This is a genomic window from Nocardioides sp. GY 10113 (genome assembly GCF_004919105.1).
Classification (GTDB): domain Bacteria; phylum Actinomycetota; class Actinomycetes; order Propionibacteriales; family Nocardioidaceae; genus Nocardioides.
The window spans coordinates 1-23,933 of sequence record NZ_STGK01000008.1 but is presented as its reverse complement, the minus strand read 5'-3'; the positions used below and the strand labels follow the sequence as shown (position 1 = coordinate 23,933).

Below are 23,933 nucleotides of genomic sequence, written 5' to 3'. Positions count from 1 at the left end.
ATGACCATCTCGATCCCCGCTCCCACCCCCGAGGACAAGTTCTCCTTCGGCCTGTGGACCGTCGGCTGGCAGGGCGTCGACCCGTTCGGCGTCGCCACCCGCCCGCCGATGGACACCGTGCACGCGCTGGAGAAGCTGGCCGAGATCGGCGCCTACGGCGTCAACTTCCACGACGACGACGTGATCCCGTTCGGCAGCGACGACGCCACCCGCGACAAGATCATCGAGCGCTTCAAGAAGGGCCTGGCCGACACCGGCCTGGTCGTCACCACCGCGACCACGAACCTCTTCGGCCAGCCGATCTTCAAGGCCGGCGCGTTCAGCAACAACGACCGCGACATCCGCCGCTACGCGATCCGCAAGGTGATGCGCAACGTCGACCTGGCCGCCGAGCTCGGCGCCAAGGTGTACGTCGCCTGGGGTGGCCGCGAGGGCGCCGAGTTCGGCGCCTCCCAGGACACCCGGGTCGCGCTGGACCGGATGAAGGAGGCCTTCGACATCCTCGGCCAGTACGTGGTCGACAAGGGCTACGACCTGAAGTTCGCGATCGAGCCCAAGCCCAACGAGCCGCGCGGCGACATCCTGCTGCCGACCGTCGGCCACGCCCTCGCCTTCATCAACGAGCTCGAGCGCCCCGAGCTGGTCGGCGTGAACCCGGAGATCGGCCACGAGGAGATGGCGGGCCTCAACGCTGCCGCCGGCTACGCCCAGGCGCTGTGGTCGGGCAAGCTCTTCCACATCGACCTCAACGGCCAGAACGGCCCGAAGTACGACCAGGACCTGCGCTTCGGCGCGGGCAACGTCCGCGGCGCCTTCTGGGTGGTCGACACCCTGCTGGCCGGCGGCTACGACGGCCCGGTCCACTTCGACTACAAGCCCTCGCGGATCGAGGACGAGGACGGCGTGTGGGTGACCGCCGAGGCGAACATCCGCAACTACCTCATCCTGCGCGAGAAGGTGAAGGCGTTCCGCGCCGACCCCGAGGTCCAGGCCGCGCTCGAGGCCGCCAAGCTGCCCGAGCTCGCCCGGCCGACGCTGGGCGAGGGCGAGGGCTGGGAGCAGCTCCTCGAGTGGGAGCTGCCCGACCCCGAGGCGCTCGGCGCCCAGGGCGCGGCGGTCGAGAAGCTCGACCAGCTCGCGCTCGAGCACCTGTACGGCGTGCGCTGAGGCCTGACCACCTGCTGGGGGAGTCAGTGGACGAGGCACGGACGACCGGCGGCGCCGGCGCAGAGCTCCTGCGCCGGCGCAACGCCGCGTCCGTGCTGCGCTCGCTGCGCTCCGACGGCCCGGCCAGCCGTGCCGAGCTGGCCGCCAGGACCGGCCTGGCCAAGGCCACCGTCGGCACCATCGTCGGCGGTCTCGAGGAGTCCGGCGTGCTCCGCGAGCTCGAGCAGGTCCGCAGCGGTGACCGTGGCCGACCGGCCGTCCGGGTCACCCTGGAGGGCGGGCGGCCGGTCGGGGTCGGGTTCGAGGCGAACGTCGAGTACGTCGCGGCGGTCGCCGTCGACCTCGCCGGCGCCGTGCGGTTGCGGCGTACCCGACCGGTGGCGGACGTCGCCGACGTCGCCGACGCCCTGTGCGGCCTGGCCGCCGAGGTCGCGATCCTGCTCGCCGGGGACGGGCTGGTCCCCGTCGGCGCCACCGTCGCCGTGCCGGGGCTGATCGAGCCCGACGACCGGACCATCTCCTGGACCCCGAACCTGCCCCTGGCCGGGACCGCGGTCGCCGAGGGCGTGGACGCGGCGTTCGGGTGGCGGGACCGGGTGCGGGTCAGCAACGACGCCGACTGCGGTGCGCTGGCCGAGCTGCACCACGGCGCGGGCCGCGACGTCGAGCACCTGCTCTACCTGACCGGCGACGTCGGCATCGGGGCCGGGCTGGTCGAGGCCGGCCGGCTGGTCCGCGGCGCCCGCGGCTTCGCCGGCGAGGTGGGTCACCTGTTGCTGGGCGAGCCGGGCGCCGCCTGCGGCTGCGGTCGACGCGGCTGCTGGGAGGCCTCCGTCGGCCTGCACGCGCTGTTGGAGCGGGTCGGCATGGCCGAGCTCGCGACCCCGCGTGAGACCGCCGAGGCGATCGCCGCCGCCGCTCTGGAGGACCCCGCCGTGCGGGCCGGCGTCGTCGCCTCGGGGGAGTGGCTGGGGCGCGGGCTCGCCGTCGTCTGCGGTGTGGTCGACCCCTCGGTGGTGGTCCTGGGCGGCTACTTCGCGCCGCTCGGCGAGCTGGTGCTCGGGCCGGCCCGTGCCGTGCTCACCGACGCGTTCGCCGCGCCCGTCCAGGTCGCCCCCGAGCTGCGGGTCGGCGCACTGGGCACCGAGGCGGCGGCGCTGGGCGCGGCCGAACGCGCCGTCGCCGGCGTCCTCGCGGGCCACACCGACCTCCCGTAGCGCGAGTGGGTAGGAAGCGCCGGTCGAAACGGCCGTTTCGACCGGCGCTGACGACCCACTCGCGGAGTGGGTGTGTCAGCCGGCGAGGCGGGTCCGGGCGTCCGGCACGCCGCCGGCGAGGCTCGCCACCGGGTCCGTGAGCACCGGCTCCAGGGCGAGCTCGGCCGCTCCCATCAGCACCGAGTCGGCGCCCAGGCCCGGCGCGGTGAGCCGCAGTGACTCCAGCGCCGGGGCGAGGGCCCGTTCGCGGAGGCCGGCGCTGACCTCGGCGCGGAGCAGCCGGAAGAGCGGCCGGAAGTAGCCGCCGAGGATCAGCATCGAGGGGTCGAACGCGTTGACCACCGCCGCCAGTCCGCGGCCCAGGTTGGCGGCGATCGGGCGCAGGTCGCGCGGCGGCGAGGTGTAGCGCTCGAGCACCTCGCCGAGCCGGATCACCTGCTCCTGCGGGGAGCCGAGCGCGTCGGCGATGGCGTGCGCACCGACCACGGTCTCCCAGCAGCCGCGACTGCCGCAGTGGCACGGCTCGCCGTTCGGGTCGAAGGCGAGGTGGCCGATCTCCCCGGCGTACCCGCCCGCGCCCTGGATCCGCATGCCCCCGGCGATCACGCCGGCCCCGACGCCGACGTTGCCCGAGATGTAGATCAGGTCGTCGACGCCCACCCCGACGCCACGCCGATGCTCGGCGAAGGCGCCCAGGTCGCCGTCGTTGCCGAGGAAGACCGGGACGTCGACGCCGAGCGCGGCCAGCAGGATCGAGCCGAACGACACGTCGCGCCACCCCAGGTTGGGCGCCTGGCGGATCAGTCCGTCGCCGCGGCGGACCATGCCGGGCACCGCCACGCCGACGCCGAGGAGGACCGTGCCCGCGGGGGCCAGCGAGACCACGTGGCGGATCAGGCCGGCGACCGCCGCACCGACCTGCCACGCCTCGCTGCCGGGGACGATGGTCGCCTCGGCCCGCTCGAAGACGTGGCCCCCGAGGCCGACCCGCGCGGCCACGGCGCGGTCGACCCCGAGGTCGACCGCCACCACGTAGGGGCCGTGGCCGGCCAGCCGCACCGCCGCCGACGGGCGGCCGGCCGTGCGCCGGCTCGCGGCGGCGGTGCTCTGCTCGAGCAGGCCGTTCGACTCCAGTTCGCCGACGAGGCCGGCGATGGTGCTGCGGTTGAGCCCCATCAGCGACGTCAGCTCGGCGCGGGAGAGCTCTCCGCTGCGGTGCACGTGCCGCAACAAGGTCCCGAGATTGTGGCGCCGCACCCCCTCCTGGTTGGTGCCGGCGCCACGCGTGTTGGCGCTCATGGTCTGCGGCTAGACGCCGCTTGCGGACCGGCGGCGACGGGTGATGGCGTCGACGCTCGCGGCGAGCAGCAGCACGCCTCCGGTGACCAGGTAGTTCGCGTAGGACTTGTCGATCAGCAGCGGCAGGCCGTTGTCGACGGTGGCCAGCACCAGGCCGCCGATGACGCCGTTGATCGCTCGGCCGCGGCCGCCGAAGAGGCTGGTGCCGCCGATCACCGCGGCGCCGACGGCGTACAGCAGCACGTTGCCGCCGCCGGAGCTGGGGGAGACGCTGCCGGAGTAGGCGGCCTGCAGGACGCCGGCGACCGCCGCCAGCGAGGAGCAGAGCACGAACGCCATGGTCCGCATGTAGACGACGTTGATGCCGGCCCGGCGGGCCGCCTCGGCGTTGCCGCCGACGGCGTACAGGTGGCGACCGAAGGTGGTCCGGCTGAGCAGGAAGGTCATCAGCAGCAGGATCACGATGACGACCGGGATCATGTAGGGGATGCCCTCGATCGGGAAGTTCGGGTTCACGCTGCGGTTGCCGTTGAAGTACCAGGTCAGGCCGAAGATGATCGCCGCGAAGACCACGATGCGGAGGGCGACCAGGCTCATCGGCGGGCGGGCCAGGTCGCGGGCGACCTGGCGGCGGTACTTGATCAGGCTGAAGCCGGCGTACGCCGCGAAGAGGACCACGGCGCTGATCCAGCCGATCGTCGGCGGCACGTTGTTGATGGCGAGGCCGCGCAGGACCTCCTGGTTGAAGCGGAGCGCGCCGCCCTGCCCGATCAGCCAGAGCATCACGCCCTGCAGCGCCAGGAAGAAGGACAGCGTGACGACGAAGGATGGGATCCCGAGCCGGGCGACCAGGGTGCCGATCAGGAAGCCGATGATCGCGCCGGAGGCGATGCCGGCCAGCATGGCGACCGGCCAGGCCTGGCCGTGGTCGAGGATCGCCAGCGCGGTGATGGCCGCACCGGTGCCGCTGGCGACGCCGGCGGAGAGGTCGATCTCGCCGAGCAGCAGTACCGGGACCAGGGCCATCGCAAGCACGCAGATCGAGGCCGCCTGGAGGGTCAGGTTGGCCATGTTGAGCTTGGTCAGGAACGTGTCGCTGGTGGCGCCGAAGATGATGAAGAGGACGAGGAGGCCGAGGACCGCGGGGAGCGAGCCCATGTCGCCGCCGCGGAGGCGGTTGACGTAGTCGCGGCCGGCCTCGGCCAGGGTGGTGGCTCGGTGGGTGTCGCCGGAGAAGTCGGCCCCGGCGTAGGACGGGTTGGGGGTGCTGGTGTCAGTGCTCATCATGGGTCCCAGGTCAGATCGCGGCGGTCTCGGAGTCGGTGAGGCCGTGGCTCTCGCTGCGGCCGGCCGTGATCAGCTCGACCACTTCACGGTGGGTGACCTCCGAGGCCGGTACGTCGGCGGCGACGCGGCCGAGATAGAGGGCGGTGATCCGGTCGGCCACCTCGAAGACGTCGGTCATGTTGTGCGAGATCAGCACCACGCCGAGGCCACGGTCGGCCAGCCGGCGGACCAGGTCGAGCACCTGGCGGGTCTGCGCGACGCCCAGTGCCGCGGTCGGCTCGTCGAGGATCACGATCTTGGAGTTCCACAGCACCGACTTGGCGATCGCCACCGTCTGGCGCTGGCCGCCGGAGAGGCTGGCGACCTGCTGGCGGACCGACTTGACGGTGCGGACGGAGAGCGAGGCGAGCGTCTCGCGCGCCTTCGACTCCATGGTCACCTCGTCGAGCACGGGGCCGGACTTCAGCTCGCGGCCGAGGAACATGTTCTCGACGATGTCGAGGTTGTCGCAGAGTGCGAGGTCCTGGTAGACGACCTCGATGCCGAGGGCCGAGACGTCGCGGGGCCCGTGCACGTGGACCGGCTTGCCGTCGAACAGGTACTCGCCGCTGTCGCGGCCGTAGATGCCGGCGATCACCTTCACCAGCGTCGACTTGCCGGCGCCGTTGTCGCCGACCAACGCGGTGACCTGGCCGGGATAGACGGCGAAGTCGACGTCGTGCAGCACGTGCACCACGCCGAAGCTCTTGTTGACGCCGCGTAGCTCGAGCAGCGGTTCGGTCATGACCTGCCTCCAGGGGGTGGCGCGTGAGCGCGCCGGTGTCAAAAGGGGCGTTTCGTGGGCGGGGCACCCGGGCCGGTCAGGCCCGGGTGCCCCCAGATGATGCTGTGTGCTGCTGTCGGTGCGTCGGCCCTCGATCAGGAGATGCCGGCGTCCTTGCAGGCCTTCGCGTAGTCGCCGGTGCAGACGTCGGCCGCGGTCTGGCCGCCGTCGTCGATGACCGCCTTGACGTCCTCGGGGCTGGCGATGGACTGCGGGTCGAGCAGGATGCTCGGGACCTCACGGCCGCCCTCGCTGTCCTCGACGGTGCCGGTGGTCTCCGGCTCGTCGCCGTTGACCAGGGCGATCGCCACGTCGGCCAGCGCGCCGGCCTCGAGCTTGGCGGACTTGTAGACCGTCATGCACTGGGTGCCGGCGAGGACGTTCTGCAGACCGGTGACGGTGGCGTCCTGGCCGGTGACCGGAACCTTGCCGGCCTGGCCGTTCTTCTCCAGGACCGAGATCGCGGCGCCGCCGAGGCCGTCGTTCGCGGCGAGCACGCCCTGAACGTTGCCCTTGGCCTTGGTGTACATCTGGTCGAAGATCGTCACCGCCTCGTCGTTGTCCCAGCCCGGGACGGCCTGCTCGCCGACGACGGTGTAGTTCGACATGCCGTCGAGGACGCTGTGGGCGCCCGCCGAGAACAGCGTGGCGTTGTTGTCGTCCGGCGAACCGTTGAGGTAGATGATGTTCGCCTTCTTGTCGCCGAGGCAGTCCGCCAGACCCTGGCCCTGCAGCTCGCCGACCTTGGTGTTGTCGAACGAGACGTAGTACCCGGCCGAGCCGCCCAGGGTGAGGCGGTCGTAGTCGATGGTCTGGACGCCGGCGGCCTGGGCCTTCTCCTCGATCGCGGCACCGGACGGGTTGTCCAGGTTGACGATCGCGAGCACCGTGACGCCGTCGGCGATCATGCCGTCGGCGATCTTCGCCATGGCGCTCTTGTCGCCCTCGGCGTTCTTGATCGTGTAGTCGACGCCTGCTTCCTCGAACGCGGCCTCGAGAGCCGGGCGGTCCGCCGTCTCCCAACGCACCGAGGACTGGGTGTCGGGGAGGATGACGCCGATCTTGCCGGCAGAGCCGCCGTCGCCGTCGCCGCTCCCGGAATCCGTGTCGTCGCTACCACATGCCGTGAGGGAGAGGGCCAACCCGAGCCCCGCCGCCACGATCGCAGCGTTCCTGCGCTTCAACATCAACCGCCTCCTTGCGATCCAGGGCCCGGGCGCTGCGAGGATCGCGCACCTTACTCAGCGGGCCTTATGTTGTTTGGAACAACATATGTAGTGACCTGCGTCACGTCTACCCCGGGGGTCGGTTGGATCGTGACAATCGCGACATCCGAGCCTGATTTGCCCGATCTTTGCGGTTCGTGGCCGCGTCCGGACGGCGGTCGCGCCGCCTCGGGGCGCGCCGGACACGTGCCGCGGGGCTTCCCCCGGCACGTGCGGACGTAGCCCCGTCGGGCCCGCCTCAGCGGGTCGGTACGCCGTACAGCGTGGTGCGCTCACGCACCGGTCGGTCGATCCCGGCGCCGATCTCGACCAGCTCCTCGACCGTCTTCGCGCTGCCGTGCTCGGAGCCGGCCATCCGGGAGATGGTCTCCTCCATCAGCGTGCCGCCGAGGTCGTTGGCGCCGGCGCGGAGCATCGCGCGGGTGCCCTCGACGCCGAGCTTGACCCAGGAGGTCTGGATGTTGGGGACCCGGCCGTGCAGCAGGATGCGGGCCATCGCGTGCACCGCCAGGTTGTCGCGCAACGTGGGGCCGGGCCGGGCCACGCCGGCGAGGTAGATCGGGGCGGAGGTGTGCACGAACGGCAGCGGGACGAACTCGGTGAATCCCTGGGCGCCGTTCTCCAGTGCGGTGTCGTGCACCCGCTTGAGCACGTTGAGGTGCCCCACCCAGTGCCGCGGGTTGTCGACGTGGCCGTACATCATCGTCGAGGTGGTCGGGATGCCGACGCGGTGCGCGGTGGAGACGATCTCGACCCAGGTGCTCGCCGGCAGCTTGCCCTTGGTCAGCACCCAGCGGACCTCGTCGTCGAGGATCTCCGCGGCGGTGCCGGGCAGCGAGCCCAGGCCGGCCTCGCGGGCCTTGATCAGGAAGTCCTCGATGGAGAGTCCGGTGCGGGCGGTGCCGTTGACCACCTCCATCGGCGAGAACGCGTGCACGTGCATGCCGGGCACCCGCTGCTTCACCGCGGCGACCAGGTCGAAGTAGGCGCTGGCCGGCAGCTGCGGGTCGATGCCGCCCTGCATGCAGACCTCGGTGGCGCCCAGGTCCCAGGCCTCCTGGGCGCGGTCGGCGACCTCGTCGTAGGAGAGGGAGTAGGCGTCGGCGTCGGTGCGCCGCTGCGCGAAGGCGCAGAACCGGCAGCCGACGTAGCAGACGTTGGTGAAGTTGATGTTCCGGTTGACCACGTAGGTGACCTCGTCGCCGACCGTCTCGCGGCGCAGGTCGTCGGCGAGCCGGGTGACCTCGCGGAGCAGGTCGCCCTCGGCGGTCATCAGCGTGAGGGCGTGCTCCTCCGACAGGTTGCCCGGGTCGGCCTCGGCCGCCCGGAGCGCGTCGGCGCCCTCGGCGTGCAGCACCGCCGGCGCGCCCGTGCTGCGGGCCGCCTCCTCGACGGCCGCCCAGTCGCCGTACACGGAGCCGAAGTCGCTACGGCGGTCCGCGGAGCGGCCTCCGTCCGGTCCGTCCGCGTCGATGGCCGTGTGCAGGTCCGTGCGACCGGTCGAGACACCGGTGTCGAAGCCGCCGTCGGGCTCCTGCCACGGCAGCCCCGTCGGGCGTACGCCGGGCCGGGCGAGCCCGTCGGGTCCGGCCAGCGCGGCCACGTGCGCGGTGACGCGCGGATCGATCCACGCCTCGCCGCGCTCCAGCGAGCCGAGCACGTACTCCGGGTGCACGGTGAGTCGCGCGCGCAGCTCGAAGCCGGCCGCGCCGGTGATCTCGCGCAGCCGCTCCAGGGACGGCCAGGGGCGCTCGGGGTTGACGTGGTCGGGGGTGAGCGGGGAGACCCCGCCCCAGTCGTCGATGCCGGCCTCGAGCAGCAGCCGGCACTCGGCCGAGCCCTCGGAGCTGTCGACCAGGTTCGGCGGAGCCTGGACCCGTGCCTTGGGGCCGAGCACCAGCCGGGTGACCGCGATCGCGGCCCGGTACTCGTCCAGGCCGAGGTCGTCGGTGTGCCGCATCGCGGTGTCCGGCTTCGCCCGGAAGTTCTGCACGATCACCTCCTGGACCGCCCCGTAGGCGCGGGAGGTGGCGCGCAGCGCGAAGATCGTCTCCGCGCGCTCGGCCAGCGTCTCGCCGATCCCGACCAGCAGCCCGGTGGTGAAGGGGATGCCGTGGCGCCCGGCGTCCTCCAGCACCCGCAGCCGGACCTCGGGGTCCTTGTCGGGGGAGCCGAAGTGGGCCTCGCCCTTGGCCTCGAAGAGGCGCCGGGAGGTGGTCTCCAGCATCATCCCCATCGACGGGGAGACGGGCTTGAGGCGGTTCAGCTCCTCCCAGGACATGACGCCGGGGTTGAGGTGGGGCAGCAGGCCGGTCTCCTCGAGTACGCGCACGGCCATCGCCCGCACGTAGGCCAGCGTCGAGTCGTAGCCCTGCTCGTCGAGCCACTCGCGCGCCTCGGGCCACCGGTCCTCGGGCCGGTCGCCGAGGGTGAACAACGCCTCCAGGCAGCCGACCTCGGCCCCCTTGCCGGCGATGTCGAGGATCTCGTCGGGGGAGAGGTAGAGCGACTCGCCCTTGCGCTTGAGCTGGGTCGGGGTCTCCACGAAGGTGCAGTAGTGGCACCGGTCCCGGCACAGCTTGGTGACCGGGATGAAGACCTTGGGGGAGTAGGTGACCACGCCCGGGCGATCCGCGGCCACGAGGCCCGCGTCGCGCACCCGCGCGGCGGCGGCGGTCAGCCGGTCCAGGTCCTCGCCGGTCGCGGCCAGCAGGCCGGTCGCCTCGTCGACGTCCAGCGCGGCGCCGCGCTCGGCGCGGGCCAGGGCACGGCGGATCTGCTGGGGGGTGGGGAGCTCGCTCATCACCGTCAGGCTATCCGGCCGCCCCGCCGCGGGGCGCGGCTGTTCACCGCACAGCGGTACCCCGGACCGCCGGGGACGGTCTCCGGAACGCCGGAGGGCGGGTGAGGTCGGAGAGGTACCCGCTACGGGGACGTCCCGACCCCACCCGCCCTCGGGCGAGTGGTTCGGCGCGTGGGTCAGAGCCCGAGCGACCGACCGATGATCTCCTTCTGGATCTCGGTGGTGCCGCCGTAGATCGTCTGGATCCGGGTGTCCGCATAGGCCTTCGCGATGGGGTACTCCATCATGTAGCCGTAGCCGCCGTGCATCTGCAGGCCGGAGTCGACGAGCTTCTTCTGCAGCTCGGTGGTCCACCACTTCGCCATCGACGCCAGCACGGCGTCGGCGGTGCCGTCGTTGAGCCGCTCCATGCAGTGGTTGACGAAGGTGCGCGCGACGTAGGCCTCGGTCGCCATCTCGGCGAGCACGAACCGGGTGTTCTGGAACTTGCCGATCGGCTTGCCGAACGCCTCGCGGGTCTTGACGTAGTCCAGCGTCTGGTCGAGCACGGCCTCCATCACGGAGACCGCGGTGCCGGCGATGCTGATCCGCTCCTGGGGCAGGTTCTGCATCAGGTAGATGAAGCCCTCGCCCTCCTCGCCGAGCAGGTTGGCCTTGGGGACCACCACGTTGTCGAAGCTCAGCTCGGCGGTGTCCTGCGCCTTGAGGCCCAGCTTCTCGAGGTTGCGGCCGCGGGTGAAGCCCTCCATCCCACGCTCGACAACCAGCAGGCTGATCCCCTTGTGGCCGGCGTCGGGGTCGGTCCGCGCCACCACGACCACCAGGTCGGAGAGGATGCCGTTGGTGATGAAGATCTTGGAGCCGTTGAGGATGTAGTGGTCGCCCTTGTCGACGGCCGAGGTGCGGATGCCCTGCAGGTCCGAGCCGGCGCCGGGCTCGGTCATCGCGATCGCGGTGATGATCTCGCCGGAGACCATGCCGGGCAGCCAGCGCTGCTTCTGCTCCTCGTTGGTGAGGTTCACCAGGTACGGCGCCACCACGTCGTTGTGCAGCGTGAACCCGGGTCCGCTGACACCGAGGCGGCACATCTCCTCGGAGATGATCATGTTGTAGCGGAAGTCCTTGATCCCCGGGCCGCCGTACTCCTCGGGGACCTCGAAGCCGAGCAGGCCGGCCTCGCCGGCCTTGGTCCAGACCTCGCGGTCGACGACGCCGGCGGCGTCCCACTTCTCGGTGTACGGGACGGCCTCGCGCTCGAGGAAGGTGCGCACCGAGCGGCGGAAGTCCTCGTGCTCGGTCTCGTAGATGCTGTTCTGCGGGGCAATCATCAGGAAACCCACTCCTTGATCTGGGCGATGGTGGCCGCATGGTCGACCACCGGGGCGACGGACAGGTTGGTGACGCCGGCCTCGCGGAACGCCGCGATCCGCTCCTGGACGTAGGAGGCGGGGCCGACCAGGTTGCCGGCCTCGAGCCACTCGAGCGGGACGAGCGCCTCGGCCTCCTTCTTCTTGCCCGAGAGGTAGAGGTCCTGGATCTCCTTGGCCTCCTTCTCGAAGCCGTACTCGCAGGCCAGCTGGTTGTAGAAGTTCTTGTCGCGGGCGCCCATGCCGCCGACGTAGAGCGCGTACATCGGGCGCATGAAGTCCAGCAGTGCCTTGGTCTCGGGGCCCTCGCCGATCGCGACCATGCCGCCGGCGCAGATCTCGAGCGGCTTGAGGTCCGCCGATCGCTTCGCCGCGCCGCGGGCCAGCGCGTCGCCCCAGACCTCCGCGGCCTTCTCGGGGTAGACCAGGAACGGCAGCCAGCCGTCGGCGACCTCGGCGGTCATCGCCACGTTCTTCTCGCCCAGGGCGGCGACCCAGATCGGCAGGTCGGCGCGCTCGGGCTTGTTGAGCAGCTTCAGCGGCTTGCCGAGGCCGAGGCCCTGGCCGGCGGGGAGCGGCACCTGCACGGTCTTGCCCTCGAGGTGGAGCGACTCGCGGCGCAGCCCCATCCGCAGCAGCTCGATCACCTCGCGGGTGCGGGTCAGCGGGCGGTCGTAGGGGAGGCCGTGGAAGCCCTCGATCACCTGCGGTCCCGACGCGCCGAGGCCGAGCACCGCGCGCCCGCCCGACACGTTGTCGAGGCCGGCCGCGGTCTGCAGCAGCGCGCCGGGGGTGCGCGAGTAGACGTTGAGGATGCCGGCGCCGATCTCGACCGTCTCCGTCTTCGCGGCCAGGTAGCCCATCAGGGTCGGCGCATCGAAGCCGTAGGGCTCCGCCACCCAGATCGTGTCGAGGCCCACCTTCTCCAGTGCGACCACCTGGTCGGCCGACTCGCGGGGGTTGCCGGCGTAGACCAGCGGCATGGACAGCTTCATCGGGGTCCCTTCGTCTCGCTCACGTCGTACGGGGGGGCGTGCCCGGATGCCGGACGTCGCCCCGGATGCAATCGTGACAGCATTACTGTCACGATTGCAACGGTACTGGCACAGTTCGCCGCTCCGATCGGATGACCGGGAGGCGCGCGGCGCCCGCGGAGGGCGGCCGGCTACGTTGCCCGTGGACACCCGACCAAAGCGCGAACCAGTGAGGACGAGATGACGAACTACCGCGTCGCCGTGATCGGCGGCACCGGACCGCAGGGCAAGGGCCTCGGCTACCGCTTCGCGAAGGGCGGCCACGACGTCGTCCTCGGCTCGCGCGCCGCGGAGAAGGCCGAGGCCGTGGCGGACGAGGTCCGCGCCCGCCTCGGGGAGGAGGCCGGAACGGTGACCGGCGCCGCCAACGCCGACGCCGTCGCCCAGTGCGACGTGGTGCTGCTCGCGGTCCCGTACGACGGCCACGACGAGCTCGTCGCCTCGCTTCCCCTGGCGGGCAAGACGGTGATCTCCTGCGTCAACCCGCTCGCGTTCGACAAGCGCGGCGCCCACGGCCGCGTGGTCAACGGCGGCGAGGGGTCGGCCGCCGAGTCGGCGCAGGAGCTCGCCCCCGAGGCGACCGTGGTCGGCGCGTTCCACAACGTCTCCGCCGTGGGGCTGTGGGCCGAGGACGAGTTCCTCGACGAGGACGTGATCGTGGTCGGCGACGTCGTGGAGGCCAAGCAGGTCGCGATGGAGCTCGCGGCGTCGGTCACCGGCAACCTCGGCATCGACGGCGGCAAGCTGCGGCTGGCCCGCCAGCTCGAGCCGTTCACCGCCGTGCTGATCTCGATCAACCGCAAGTACAAGGTGCACGCGGGCATCCGCGTGACCGGGCTCGACGCCGCCCACTGACCTGGGTCGTGTGCCTGAGGACCCGCCGTACCGGGGCCTCGGGCACACGACCCGGCCAGCCGGGCGCCGTCGTCAGGGCGTCTGCCGCGAACGCCCCCGGAACAGCGTCGCCACCAGCCCGACCGCGCCGGCCACCAGCCACGGCGTCGGCAGCAGCCACCGCGCGTCGTCGGGCTCCGCGGCGCCGCTGGCCAGCAGCGCCCAGACCACCGTCAGGCCCAGGAACGCCACCCCCATCACCAGGTGGCCCACGTTGACCGGGTGGTAGCCGCGGCGTGCGCCCTCCGGGCTCCGCTCCGCGTCCGGCGCGGTGGTCGTCTCGTCGCTGCTCATCACTGTCCCCCTGCCGTCTCGAACTCGATCTGGCCGACGACCATGTCGGCCTCGACGGTCAGCTCCGGCACGTCGTCGCCGCCGTCGTGGCTGGCGATGTTGGAGCCTCCGCGCTTCTCGCCGAAGAGCACGGTCTCGCCGGCGCCGACCTGCGCGTCGACGCGGACGTCCAGCCCGTCCTCCGGGACGATCACCTGGATGTGTCCGACGCGGAGGTCGACCTCGACGGTGCGGCCGTCGAGGTCCGCCAGGTCGTCGATCCCGCTCAGGTCCAGCACGATCTCACCCAGGCCGAGCTCGTAGCTGTCCTGGACACCGACCGCCGACGTCGGCGCTCGCCTGACCTCGCCGGCGTCGATCGGCTCCACGGCAGTGGTCACGGCGGTGGCCGCGGCCGCCAGCAGGCCGATCAGGGCCAGGCCGCCCGCCCGACCGTAGAAGGCGCCGACCACGAGCATCAGCCCGCAGGTGGCCAGCACCGCGGCGGGGTACGCCGAGGCGGGGACGTCCGCGCCGGCGAGCTGGAGCGTGCCGAGCGTGCCCAGCAGCAGGACGGCGAGTCCGAGGGCGAAGCCGAACAGGATCGGTCCCCGGCGCTCGCGTCGCCGGTCCCGGCGCTGCTGGTGCCGGTAGCGACGCTCCCAGTCCCGCCGCTGCTGGCGTTGCATCGTCGCCGACTGTCCGGACTGGTGGCGCGCCCAGTGCTCCTGCCACTGCCGCTCCCACGGCTCGTCGCCGGTCGACCCGCCGTCCTCGCCCGCCGGCGTGGTGGGGGGACGGTAGCCGGGGTACTGCCCGGGCGCCTCCGTCGTGCCGGCCGGCGCCTGCCCGGGTGCGGGCACCGGTGCGTGCCACGGCGGCCGGCCGGAGCGGGGCCTGCGGTTGCGTGCCACGGCGGCGACCACGACCAGCCCGACCAGCGCCAGCGGCCACGGGAAGGTCCAGCCTCCGACGGTGTCGCCGACCACCGAGAAGGCGGCCAGGGCCCCGGCGATGATCAGCACGACGGTGCGGGTGCGCTCGTCCAGGCGCAGGTGCGCCTCGGTGCCGTCGTCCTGGGGCAGCAGCAGCCAGCCGGCGGCGTAGATCAGCAGGCCGCCGCCCCCGAAGAAGACCAGCACCACCAGGATCACCCGGACGAGCACCGGGTCGACGTCGAGGTGGTGGGCGATGCCCCCGGCGACGCCGGCGATCTTGCGGTCCGTGGTGCTGCGACGCAGCCGGCCGAGGTCACGCATCTCCTCGGGGGAGACGCGCGGTCCCCGGGGACCCGGCGGCGGCGGTGGTGGTGCGGTCATGCCACCAGCCTGACGGTCGCGGGGGTGGCGCACCATCGGGGAGCACCCTGATCCTCGACCCCGGGCCCGGGGGCCGAACCAGGGTTCGACCAGGGATGATCCCGCTGCTCGGGGCGCACCGGCTGTGTGACGATGGACGACATCATGAACACCGCTCCGCCCAGTGCCGAGGAGACCGGACCCGTCGTCCCGGTCGGTCCGGCCGCGCCCCCGGGCCAGCCCGCCCCGGCGCCGCCCGCCGAGCCTCGGCGCGCCTACCGCGACCTGGACGACCACGTCCTCGGCGGGGTGGCCTCGGGCCTGGCGGAGCACCTCGGGCTCCCGGTGATGTGGGTGCGCGCGGCCTTCGTGGTCGGCGCCGTGCTCGGCGGCATCGGGATCGCGCTGTACGCCGGCCTCTGGCTGATGCTCCCGGCCGGGCCGGCCTTCGAGCACGACGCTCCGGGCCTGGAGAGCGCCACCCGTGGTGGCCGGCGGCCGCGGTCGGCGCGTCGGCTCGGCGACATCGGCCCGCTGGTCGCCCTGGGTGCCTTCGGGATCGGGCTCACCCTGGTGGTGCAGGCGCTGTTCGGCTCCGGCGCCCAGGTCTGGCCGGTCTTCCTCGGCGTCGCCGGCATCGCGCTGCTGTGGCGGCAGGCCGACGAGGCCCAACGGGAGCGCTGGATCGACGCGGGCGGTCGGGTCGACCCGGCTCGGATCGTGCTCGGCGACGGCGGCTGGGCGTCGTACGCGCGGCTCGTGTCGGGGCTGGGCCTGGTGGTGCTCGCGGTGCTCTGGGTCTCGCTGCAGGGCGGCTCGCTCTCGGTGGCCCGCGACATCACCATCGCCGTCCTGCTCGGCGTGGTCGGGCTGGGCATCGTGGTCGGGCCGTGGGCCTACCGGCTGACCCGCGAGCTCTCCGACGAGCGCGCGGAGCGGGTGCGCAACCAGGAGCGCGCCGACGTCGCCGCCCACCTGCACGACTCGGTGTTGCAGACGCTGGCGCTGATCCAGAAGAACCCGTCCGACGCGGCCCGCCTGGCCCGCGCGCAGGAGCGCGACCTGCGGTCGTGGCTCTTCGCCGGCGAGGCGATGGACGACCGCACGGTGGCCAGCGCGCTGCGCGCCGCCGCGGCGGACATCGAGGACGCCTACGGCATCCACGTCGACGTGGTCGCGGTCGGCGACACCGACCTCGACGAGGCCACCCGGCCGATCGTGGCCGCGGCGCGGGAGGCGGTCACGAACGCGGCCAAGCACTCCGGCGCGGCCCGGGTCGACGTGTACGCCGAGATCGGGGACGCCGCGCTGGAGGTCTTCGTCCGCGACCGCGGCAGCGGCTTCGACCCTGAGGACACGCCGGAGGACCGCTTCGGCGTGCGGCACAGCATCGTCGACCGGATGGACCGGCACGGCGGCAGCGCCGAGGTGAGGTCGACGCCGGGGGAGGGCACCGAGGTGCGGCTGCGGCTGGCGCCACCGGACCGGTCGCACCAGGTGACGGCCGAGGAGCAGGTGCCCGAGCGGGTGCGCGGGTCGGCCGCGCGGGACGAGCGGGACGCGCGGGACGATCGGGACGAGCGGGACGAGATGGACGAGACGGACGAGCAGGGGGACGAGCGGTGACCGAGGAGCGGACGGGTCCGGTGCGGGTGGTGGTGGTCGACGACCACGCCATGTTCCGCAGGGGCGTGAGCGCGGAGCTGGCGTCCACCGGCGCCGGGAGGGTCCTCGTGGTGGGCGAGGCGGCCGACGTCGACGAGGCGGTCGCCGCGGTCCTCGCGGAGCGTCCCGACGTGGTCCTGCTCGACGTCCACCTGCCCGGCGGCGGCGGCGTCGAGGTGATCCGGCGTACCACCCGGGAGGGGGCGGGTGACGTCCGCTTCCTGGCGCTCTCGGTCAGCGACGCCGCCGAGGACGTGATCGGCACCATCCGCGGGGGCGCCCGGGGCTACGTCACCAAGACGATCAGCGGTGAGGAGCTCGTCGACGCGATCGGCCGGGTGGCCGAGGGCGACGCCGTCTTCTCGCCCCGCCTGGCGGGCTTCGTGCTCGACGCCTTCGCCGGGGCCGGCCTCAGCGCCGACCTGGCCAGCGTGGACGAGGACCTGGACCGGCTCACCGAGCGCGAGCGGGAGGTGATGCGGCTGATCGCCCGCGGCTACTCCTACAAGGAGGTGGCCCGTGAGCTCTTCATCTCGATCAAGACCGTGGAGACCCACATGTCCTCGGTGCTGCGCAAGCTGCAGCTCTCCTCGCGCCACGAGCTCGCGCGCTGGGCATCTGACCGCAAGCTCCTGTGAGCGGGGCCGGGCGCGGCTCCTCGCCCGTGCCCACCGACGGATGAAAACCGCCCGGAACTGGCGCGGCGGGCCCTGCAGGCGTGCGACAGTTCGCCGGTCGGGACGCACGCCCGGCGACGACGAGAGCTGTCAGGACGGGCGGCGCACGTGGTCGTGGGCCGATTTCGGGAGTGGACGCATGGGAGACGGCAGGAACGTGGTCGGGATCGTCGGCGGCGGGATCCTCGGTCTGGCCGTGGCCCGCGAGGTGCTGCGCCGGCGCCCGGGCGCCCGGGTGGTGGTGCTGGAGAAGGAGGCCGAGGTCGCCCGGCACCAGACCGGCCACAACTCCGGCGTGGTGCACGCCGGCATCTACTACCGTCCGGGGAGCCTCAAGGCCGAGCTGTGCACCCGTGGCCGGCTGATGCTGCGCGACTACTGCGCCGAGCACCGGCTTCCCTACCAGGAGTGCGGCAAGCTGGTGGTCGCCGTCGACGACGGGGAGCTGGGGCGGCTGGACGCGCTGGAGCGCACCGCCACCGAGAACCGGGTGCCCGGGCTGCGTCGGCTCGACGCCGCCGGGATCACCGAGATCGAGCCGTACGGCGCCGGGCTGGCCGCGCTGCACTCGCCGGCCACCGCGATCACCGACTACGTCGCCGTGGCCCGCTCGTTCGCCGCCGAGGTGGTCGCCGCAGGGGGCGAGGTGCGTACCGGCGTCGAGGTGACGGCGGTCCGGGAGGGCGCCTCCGGCGTGGACCTCGACGTACGCGCGGCGGGCGGCGCGGACCGGCTGCGCGTGGACCGCGCGGTCCTCTGCGCGGGTTTGCACGCGGATCGGCTCGGCGGCGGCATCGGCGGGGAGCCGGTGCCGCGGATCGTGCCGTTCCGGGGCGAGTACCTGCTGGTCGGGCCCGAGAAGCAGGACCTCGTCCGTGGCCTGATCTACCCGGTGCCCGACCCGCGCTACCCGTTCCTCGGCGTGCACTTCACCCGCCGGGTCGACGGCTCGCTGGAGGTCGGGCCGAATGCGGTGCTGGCCACCCGGCGCGAGGGCTACCGGCGCCGCGACGTCGATCTGCGCGACCTGCGCGACGTGGTCACCTGGCCGGGGTTCTGGAGGATGGCCCGCCGGCACTGGCGGACCGGCGTCACCGAGGTGCGCGGCTCGGTGTCGGTCGCCGCCTACCTGCGCGGTGCCTCCCGCTACGTGCCGGCCATCGGTCCTGCCGACGTGGCGCGCGGCGGAGCCGGCGTGCGGGCGCAGGCGGTGGACCGGGACGGCTCGCTCGTCGACGACTTCCGGATCTCCCACGGGGACCGGGTGACCGCCGTACGAAATGCCCCGTCGCCGGCCGCCACCTCCAGCCTGGCGATCGCCGAGCACGTGGTCGACGCGATCCGCTGGGAGCGATGCTGAACGGCGCTGGCGGTGCCCTTACAGTTCAGCCATGGAGACACTGCGCCTGGTCCTGCTGATCCTGCACATCCTCGGTTACGCCGCCCTGATCGGAGGCCTGCTCGTGCAGATGGGCCCGGGTGACAAGAAGGTCAACAGCGCGATGCGCGACGGCATCGGCGTCGCCTTCCTGACTGGCCTCGCCCTGGTCGGCGTGCTGGAGGCCGGGGACGGCTCCGTCAACCACGCCAAGGTCGCCGTCAAGCTGGTGATCGCGCTGGTGCTCCTGGTCCTGGTGATGGCGAACCTCCGCAAGGAGAAGATCCCCGCCGGCCTGTGGGCCGGCATGCTGGTGCTCGCCATTGCCAACGTCGGCGTCGCCGTGCTCTGGTCGCCGATCCACTCCTGAGCGTCGCTCACGAATCGCTGGCGACCGCCCGGTGCCCCGTGGGGTGCCGGGCGGTCGTGCTGTCACACGCTGTTGCGTGCGGTGATCGGTCGTTGGGGGCTTGTCACACGCTGTTGCATGCGCTGCTCGGTCGTTGGTGCTGCTGTCAGCCCGATGCAACGGCCTGCTAGCAGCTTCAACGGCCAGGAGGACGACGGACCAGCGTGTGACAAGCCCCCAACAGCCGATCTGAGCACGCACCCACGTGTTACAGCGACCACCCACCCGCCGACCCCGCCCCCGTCGGCCCGGCGCCGTAGGCTGGGTGCCGACATGAGTACGACGCCGCAGCTCCCCGGGTTCGAGCACCTCCTCCCCACCGCCGGACGCTCCCAGTCGGAGGACGAGCCCCGTACGACGCGGCGCGGGCCGAGCCCCGAGGAGCTGCTCGAGGGCCTCAACGAGCCGCAGCGCGAGGCGGTCCAGCACGCCGGCGTACCGCTGCTCGTGGTGGCCGGCGCCGGCTCGGGCAAGACCCGGGTGCTGACCCGGCGGATCGCCTGGCTGATCTCCGAGCGCAAGGCGCACCCGGGCTCGATCCTGGCGATCACCTTCACCAACAAGGCCGCCGCGGAGATGAAGGAGCGGGTCGCCGAGCTGGTCGGCAACCGCGCCAAGATCATGTGGGTCTCGACCTTCCACTCCGCGTGCGTGCGGATCCTGCGCAAGGAGGCCGAGCACGTCGGGGTGAAGTCGAACTTCTCGATCTACGACGCCCAGGACCAGAAGCGGTTGATCACGTTGGTCTGCTCCGACCTCGACCTGGACCCGCGCAAGTTCCAGCCGGGCCCGGTGCTGCACTGGATCAGCAACCACAAGAACGAGCTGCGCGACCCCGACGAGGTCGCCGCGGACGCCCGCAACAGCATCGACGAGAGCTACGCGGCGGCGTACAAGCTCTACCAGCGGCGGCTGCGCGAGGCGAACGCGCTTGACTTTGACGACCTGATCATGGAGACGGTGCGGCTGTTCCAGACCCGCCCGGAGATCCGCGAGACCTACCGGCGCCGGTTCCGGCACATCCTGGTCGACGAGTACCAGGACACCAACCACGCGCAGTACTCCCTGATCCACCAGCTCTGCGGCCAGGACCTCGAGGACCCGCTGGAGGAGAGCGCGTACGACGACGCCGCGATCTCGCCCGCGGACCGGGTGCCGCCGGCGGAGCTGATGGTGGTCGGCGACGCGGACCAGTCGATCTACGCGTTCCGCGGGGCCGACATCCGCAACATCATGGACTTCGAGAAGGACTTCCCCGACGCGCGGACGATCCTGCTGGAGCAGAACTACCGCTCGACGCAGACGATCCTCACCGCGGCGAACGCGGTGATCGAGCGCAACGCCGGGCGCAAGCCGAAGCGGCTGTGGTCCGATGCCGGCGACGGGGAGAAGATCGTCGGCTACGTGGCCGACACGGAGCACGACGAGGCCCGCTTCGTCTCCGAGGAGATCGACAAGCTGACCGACACCGGCGTCAAGGCCGGGGACGTGGCGGTCTTCTACCGGACCAACGCCCAGTCGCGGGTGTTCGAGGAGATCTTCATCCGCACCGGCCAGCCCTACAAGGTCGTCGGCGGGGTGCGCTTCTACGAGCGCCGCGAGGTCCGCGACGCGCTCGCCTACCTGCGGATGCTGGTCAACCCCGACGACCAGGTCAGCCTGCGGCGCATCCTGAACACCCCGCGCCGCGGCATCGGCGACCGTGCGGTGCTGGCGGTCAGCCAGCTCGCTGACCGGGACGGGCTGACGTTCTGGGAGGCGCTGCAGCGCGCCGACCGGGCGCCGGGGCTGGCCACCCGCTCGCAAAAGAACATCGAGGCGTTCGTCGCCAAGGTCGTCGAGTGGCAGCAGATGGTCGCCGCGGGGGAGCGCCCCGACGTGATCCTCGAGACGGTGCTCGACGGGTCGGGCTACCTGACCTCGCTGGAGGAGTCCGACGACCCCCAGGACGCCACCCGGGTGGAGAACCTCGGCGAGCTCGTCGCGGTGGCCCGCGAGTTCGCCGAGGACCCGGTCGCGGGGCCCTCGGCCGACCCCGCCGACGTCGACGCCGGGCTGGTCGAGCCGGGCCTCGGCGACTTCCTGGAGCGGGTGGCGCTGGTCGCCGACTCCGACCAGATCCCCGACGCCCCCGACGGCGACGACCCCGACGCCCCCGAGGACACCGGCGTGGTCACCCTGATGACCCTGCACACGGCCAAGGGCCTGGAGTTCCCGGTGGTCTTCCTGACCGGCCTGGAGGACGGCGTCTTCCCGCACTCGCGCGCGCTGGGCGACCGGACCGAGCTGGAGGAGGAGCGCCGGCTGGCCTACGTCGGCATCACCCGTGCCCGGCAGCGCCTGTACTGCTCCCGCGCCGTGGTCCGCTCGGCGTGGGGTGCCCCGGCGCACAACCCGGCGTCCCGCTTCCTCGCCGAGCTCCCGATCGACCTGGTCGACTGGCGGCGTACCGAGGCCGAGCAGTCGCAGTGGTCCCGCCCGACCTTCGCCTCGAGCCGGTACGACGGTGCCGGATCGGGCGACCGGGTCCGGATGGGCAGCCCCACCGCCGCCGGTCGCCGCAACTTCAGCTCCGCCGCCGCCCGCGCCGACGCAGCGGCGAAGTCCAAGCCGTCGCGCCCGATCCCGGTGCTGGAGCCCGGCGACCGGGTCACCCACGACACGTTCGGACTGGGCACCGTCGTCTCGGTCGAGGGGGCGGCGGAGAAGTCGGTCGCGTCGATCGACTTCGGCTCCGAGGGCGTCAAGCGCCTGCTGCTGCGCTACGCCCCGGTGGAGAAGCTGTAGCCGCGCGTGGGTCGGCAGCGATCGGCTGCCGGCTCACGCCGGCTCACGCCTTGATCAGGGCGCGATGCCCTGGACGCGGAGAGCCGCGTCGGGGTCGACCGGGTCGCCACCGCCGGGGCGGACCTCGAGGTGCAGGTGGGGGCCGGTCACGTGGCCGGTGGAGCCGACGTAGCCGATCACCTGGCCCGGCTCGACGGTCTGGCCGACGGAGGCGTTGAACGCGGTCTGGTGGCAGTACCAGACCTCGGTGCCGTCCTCGAGGGTGAGCACGGTCTTGTTGCCGTAGGCGCCGTCGTAGCCGGCGGAGGTGATCACGCCCTTGGTGACCGCCATGATCGGGGTGCCGGTCGGAGCGGCGAAGTCGAGGCCGGTGTGGTAGCTGGACCACAGGCCGTACTCACCGTAGCGGGCGGTCAGGCGGTAGGAGCTCGAGGAGATCGGCAGCACCCACCGGTCGAGGGCGGCGATCTGCTGCGCCTTCTTCTCGGCGTCGGCAGCCAGCTCGCCGAGGGCGGCGTCGCGCTGCTCGGCGACCTTCTCGGCCTGGTCGACCAGCTCGGCGTCGCTGGCGCGAGCCAGCGCGTCGCGGTCGGAGTCGCGGCTCACCTTCGACGCGCTACGCATCGCGTCGAAGGTGCCGGTGCCGAACGATCCGCTCAGCGCGTTGGTCGCGGCGAGCGGTGTCTCGGTGCTGACCAGCTGCGGCTCCGCGGTGGTCACGGCGCCGCCGATCGCCACGGCGAGGGTCGCCACGCCGACGGCCACCGGCAGGGTCGGGACGCCGCGGAACAGGGGCCCGCGTCCGCCGGAGCCCTTGGCCGCGCGGCGCTTGCCGGGAGCGGCCGGCCGGAGGGTCGTCGTGGAGTCGGTGATCGCCGGCAGCTCGCCGGTGAGCTCGGCGAGCGACGGCAGCTCGACCGTCGGCGTCGGTACGGCGAACAGCGGCTGCTGCGTGGCGAGCGTCGGTCCGAGCTGGGCCGACTCCTCGGCGCGCGCGTTCTGGGCGACCGGCTCGGTGAGCAGCTCCGCCGCCCGACCGTGCGGGGCGTCGTCGGCCGCGACCTCGGGGGCGATGCGGCCAGCGCGGGTCGCGGGCTCGGTGGCCGGCCGGTCGGCACGCCGGCGTCCGCCGGGGGCGGTCCGTGCGGTCAGGGCGGTGGTCGCCGTGGGGGTCGCGCTGCTCGGGGCGGCGTCGCGCTCGTCGGGGAGCACGGCCCGCCGGCGTCCGGCGACCGGTGCCGCCGGGGTCTCGACACGCGCCGCGGCGGCGCCGGGCGCCTCGGGCGCGGTCTGCTCGACGGACGGCGCGCTGCGCGCGGAGGACCGCAGTGCGCGGTCCAGGATCTGCTCGGGGCTCAGCGGCCGGTCGGCGGTGCTCGCGGCGAGCGCATCGACGCCGAGTGCGTCGACGGCGGGCGCCGGGGTGGCGGCCGGGCTCGGAGCGGGTGCGGCCCGCCCGGCCACGCGGCGGCCGACGTACTTCTCCGGCTTGTCGCTGCGGCGCTGGCGCGGGGGAGCGGTCGGGGCTTCCGAGGTGGACCGACGGCGCGGTTCCGCGCGTCGCTGTCCTCGGTGGTTACCCATGCAGTCTCGCTCCTTGGTCGTTCCCCGTCTGTGCGATCGGGGACCGACCGCTTCGTCCGGATCGGCCCGAGTTGCCGACCCCAACGCCCGGAGGCCAACGGGTGGCCGCCTGGTGAATGTGCGTTAACGACCATAACCGAGCCGATGACGCGGTCGAAATCGTAGGGGGTGCCAAAGAAGGTCGTGCCCCGAACCATGGAATTGGGTCACATTCGGTGTTAGCCGGGTCACGTCCGAGGCCCTGCCCTCGTCGTACCGGCGAGACCGGACTAGGGTGCCCGAGGATGTGCCTCCACTCGTTCGGAGGCTCACCCTTCCTACCCGACGGGCGCCAACCGCTGCGAAATCCCTGTCGCCAGGGCGCCCGACTCGAAGATGAGGACTGATCAGTGGATCTGATGGAGTACCAGGCGAAGACCCTCTTCGCCAAGCACGGCGTCGCCGTGACCGAGGGCGTGGTCGTCGAGACCGCTGAGGCCGCCAAGGCCGCTGCCGAGGAGATCGGTGGCGTCACCGTCATCAAGGCTCAGGTCAAGGCCGGTGGCCGCGGCAAGGCGGGCGGCGTGAAGCTCGCCAAGACCGCCGACGAGGCGTTCGAGCACGCGTCCAACATCCTCGGCATGGAGATCAAGGGGCTCACGGTCAACCGTGTCCTGGTCACCCCGGCGACCCCGCCGGAGGAGGAGTACTACTTCTCCTTCCTGCTGGACCGCTCCAACCGCCAGTACCTGTGCATCGCCTCGGT

19 protein-coding genes are annotated in these 23,933 nt (G+C 72.6%); 9 read left to right on the top strand and 10 right to left on the bottom strand.

Annotation, left to right across the window (positions count from 1 at the left end):
• Positions 1–1,167 (top strand): xylose isomerase, encoded by a 1,167-nt coding sequence (gene xylA, locus E8D34_RS11415; RefSeq protein WP_136594770.1) that lies wholly within the window; start codon positions 1–3, stop codon positions 1,165–1,167.
• A gap of 26 nt (positions 1,168–1,193) precedes the next feature.
• Positions 1,194–2,384: an ROK family transcriptional regulator gene (locus E8D34_RS11410; protein ID WP_168929413.1), complete on the top strand. Its 1,191-nt coding sequence runs from the start codon at positions 1,194–1,196 to the stop codon at positions 2,382–2,384.
• A gap of 75 nt (positions 2,385–2,459) precedes the next feature.
• Here E8D34_RS11410 and E8D34_RS11405 read toward each other — a convergent pair whose 3' ends face one another.
• The 7 genes from E8D34_RS11405 to E8D34_RS11375 form a co-directional block, all read right to left on the bottom strand.
• Positions 2,460–3,683 carry an ROK family transcriptional regulator gene (locus E8D34_RS11405; RefSeq protein ID WP_136594768.1) on the bottom strand — a complete coding sequence of 408 codons (1,224 nt, stop codon included), beginning with the start codon at positions 3,681–3,683 and terminating at the stop codon, positions 2,460–2,462.
• A gap of 9 nt (positions 3,684–3,692) precedes the next feature.
• Positions 3,693–4,970 (bottom strand): ABC transporter permease, encoded by a 1,278-nt coding sequence (locus tag E8D34_RS11400; protein WP_206056686.1) that lies wholly within the window; start codon positions 4,968–4,970, stop codon positions 3,693–3,695.
• Positions 4,971–4,980: 10 nt separating this feature from the next.
• Positions 4,981–5,754, bottom strand: a complete 774-nt coding sequence (locus E8D34_RS11395) for an ATP-binding cassette domain-containing protein (protein ID WP_136594767.1) — start codon at positions 5,752–5,754, stop codon at positions 4,981–4,983.
• A 134-nt stretch (positions 5,755–5,888) separates the two neighbouring features.
• Positions 5,889–6,980 carry a substrate-binding domain-containing protein gene (locus E8D34_RS11390; protein WP_206056685.1) on the bottom strand — a complete coding sequence of 364 codons (1,092 nt, stop codon included), beginning with the start codon at positions 6,978–6,980 and terminating at the stop codon, positions 5,889–5,891.
• 277 nt (positions 6,981–7,257) lie between these two features.
• Complete coding sequence (locus E8D34_RS11385) at positions 7,258–9,822, bottom strand: bifunctional FO biosynthesis protein CofGH (RefSeq protein WP_136594766.1); 2,565 nt, start codon at positions 9,820–9,822, stop codon at positions 7,258–7,260.
• Positions 9,823–9,998: 176 nt separating this feature from the next.
• Positions 9,999–11,150: an acyl-CoA dehydrogenase family protein gene (locus E8D34_RS11380; protein ID WP_136594765.1), complete on the bottom strand. Its 1,152-nt coding sequence runs from the start codon at positions 11,148–11,150 to the stop codon at positions 9,999–10,001.
• Positions 11,150–12,184, bottom strand: coding sequence for an LLM class F420-dependent oxidoreductase (locus E8D34_RS11375; RefSeq protein ID WP_136594764.1), 1,035 nt, complete (start codon positions 12,182–12,184; stop codon positions 11,150–11,152). Before E8D34_RS11375 ends, E8D34_RS11380 begins: the two co-directional genes overlap by 1 nt.
• A gap of 219 nt (positions 12,185–12,403) precedes the next feature.
• Here E8D34_RS11375 and npdG point away from each other — a divergent pair, with 219 nt between their 5' ends.
• Entirely contained in the window at positions 12,404–13,078 is a 675-nt protein-coding gene (npdG, locus tag E8D34_RS11370; protein WP_136594763.1) for an NADPH-dependent F420 reductase, read from the top strand.
• Between the two features lie 72 nt (positions 13,079–13,150).
• On the opposite strand, the gene E8D34_RS11365 is transcribed toward npdG, so the two are convergent.
• Entirely contained in the window at positions 13,151–13,411 is a 261-nt protein-coding gene (locus E8D34_RS11365; RefSeq protein ID WP_136594762.1) for a hypothetical protein, read from the bottom strand.
• Positions 13,411–14,709: a PspC domain-containing protein gene (locus E8D34_RS11360; protein WP_168929412.1), complete on the bottom strand. Its 1,299-nt coding sequence runs from the start codon at positions 14,707–14,709 to the stop codon at positions 13,411–13,413. Before E8D34_RS11360 ends, E8D34_RS11365 begins: the two co-directional genes overlap by 1 nt.
• 144 nt (positions 14,710–14,853) lie before the next feature.
• On the opposite strand from E8D34_RS11360, the gene E8D34_RS11355 reads away from it, so the two are divergent.
• The 5 genes from E8D34_RS11355 (at position 14,854) to pcrA (ending at position 21,604) form a co-directional block, all read left to right on the top strand.
• Positions 14,854–16,314 carry a PspC domain-containing protein gene (locus E8D34_RS11355; RefSeq protein WP_136594760.1) on the top strand — a complete coding sequence of 487 codons (1,461 nt, stop codon included), beginning with the start codon at positions 14,854–14,856 and terminating at the stop codon, positions 16,312–16,314.
• Complete coding sequence (locus E8D34_RS11350) at positions 16,311–16,991, top strand: response regulator transcription factor (RefSeq protein WP_136594759.1); 681 nt, start codon at positions 16,311–16,313, stop codon at positions 16,989–16,991. Before E8D34_RS11355 ends, E8D34_RS11350 begins: the two co-directional genes overlap by 4 nt.
• 178 nt (positions 16,992–17,169) lie before the next feature.
• The gene (gene lhgO, locus E8D34_RS11345) at positions 17,170–18,390 is read left to right on the top strand and encodes an L-2-hydroxyglutarate oxidase (RefSeq protein WP_136594758.1); all 1,221 of its coding nucleotides are present in this window, start codon (positions 17,170–17,172) and stop codon (positions 18,388–18,390) included.
• Between the two features lie 31 nt (positions 18,391–18,421).
• Complete coding sequence (locus E8D34_RS11340) at positions 18,422–18,778, top strand: hypothetical protein (RefSeq protein ID WP_136594757.1); 357 nt, start codon at positions 18,422–18,424, stop codon at positions 18,776–18,778.
• Between the two features lie 312 nt (positions 18,779–19,090).
• On the top strand, positions 19,091–21,604 hold the full coding sequence (gene pcrA, locus E8D34_RS11335) for a DNA helicase PcrA (RefSeq protein ID WP_136594756.1): 2,514 nt from the start codon (positions 19,091–19,093) through the stop codon (positions 21,602–21,604).
• A gap of 54 nt (positions 21,605–21,658) precedes the next feature.
• Here pcrA and E8D34_RS11330 read toward each other — a convergent pair whose 3' ends face one another.
• Positions 21,659–23,188: a M23 family metallopeptidase gene (locus E8D34_RS11330; protein ID WP_136594755.1), complete on the bottom strand. Its 1,530-nt coding sequence runs from the start codon at positions 23,186–23,188 to the stop codon at positions 21,659–21,661.
• Positions 23,189–23,577: 389 nt separating this feature from the next.
• Here E8D34_RS11330 and E8D34_RS11325 point away from each other — a divergent pair.
• A partial coding sequence (locus E8D34_RS11325; RefSeq protein WP_206056684.1) for an ATP-grasp domain-containing protein occupies positions 23,578–23,933 on the top strand: 356 nt, incomplete at its 3' end.

Excerpts from the sequence above, each read along its gene's own strand:
- E8D34_RS11330 (WP_136594755.1), bottom strand. The coding sequence starts at position 23,188 with ATGGGTAACCACCGAGGACAGCGACGCGCGGAACCGCGCCGTCGGTCC.
- E8D34_RS11405 (WP_136594768.1), bottom strand. The coding sequence starts at position 3,683 with ATGAGCGCCAACACGCGTGGCGCCGGCACCAACCAGGAGGGGGTGCGG.
- E8D34_RS11355 (WP_136594760.1), top strand. The coding sequence starts at position 14,854 with ATGAACACCGCTCCGCCCAGTGCCGAGGAGACCGGACCCGTCGTCCCG.
- E8D34_RS11385 (WP_136594766.1), bottom strand. The coding sequence starts at position 9,822 with ATGAGCGAGCTCCCCACCCCCCAGCAGATCCGCCGTGCCCTGGCCCGC.
- E8D34_RS11360 (WP_168929412.1), bottom strand. The coding sequence starts at position 14,709 with ATGACCGCACCACCACCGCCGCCGCCGGGTCCCCGGGGACCGCGCGTC.
- pcrA (WP_136594756.1), top strand. The coding sequence starts at position 19,091 with ATGAGTACGACGCCGCAGCTCCCCGGGTTCGAGCACCTCCTCCCCACC.
- E8D34_RS11380 (WP_136594765.1), bottom strand. The coding sequence starts at position 11,150 with ATGATTGCCCCGCAGAACAGCATCTACGAGACCGAGCACGAGGACTTC.
- npdG (WP_136594763.1), top strand. The coding sequence starts at position 12,404 with ATGACGAACTACCGCGTCGCCGTGATCGGCGGCACCGGACCGCAGGGC.
- E8D34_RS11390 (WP_206056685.1), bottom strand. The coding sequence starts at position 6,980 with ATGTTGAAGCGCAGGAACGCTGCGATCGTGGCGGCGGGGCTCGGGTTG.
- lhgO (WP_136594758.1), top strand. The coding sequence starts at position 17,170 with ATGGGAGACGGCAGGAACGTGGTCGGGATCGTCGGCGGCGGGATCCTC.
- E8D34_RS11365 (WP_136594762.1), bottom strand. The coding sequence starts at position 13,411 with ATGAGCAGCGACGAGACGACCACCGCGCCGGACGCGGAGCGGAGCCCG.
- E8D34_RS11375 (WP_136594764.1), bottom strand. The coding sequence starts at position 12,184 with ATGAAGCTGTCCATGCCGCTGGTCTACGCCGGCAACCCCCGCGAGTCG.
- E8D34_RS11400 (WP_206056686.1), bottom strand. The coding sequence starts at position 4,970 with ATGATGAGCACTGACACCAGCACCCCCAACCCGTCCTACGCCGGGGCC.
- E8D34_RS11395 (WP_136594767.1), bottom strand. The coding sequence starts at position 5,754 with ATGACCGAACCGCTGCTCGAGCTACGCGGCGTCAACAAGAGCTTCGGC.
- E8D34_RS11340 (WP_136594757.1), top strand. The coding sequence starts at position 18,422 with ATGGAGACACTGCGCCTGGTCCTGCTGATCCTGCACATCCTCGGTTAC.
- xylA (WP_136594770.1), top strand. The coding sequence starts at position 1 with ATGACCATCTCGATCCCCGCTCCCACCCCCGAGGACAAGTTCTCCTTC.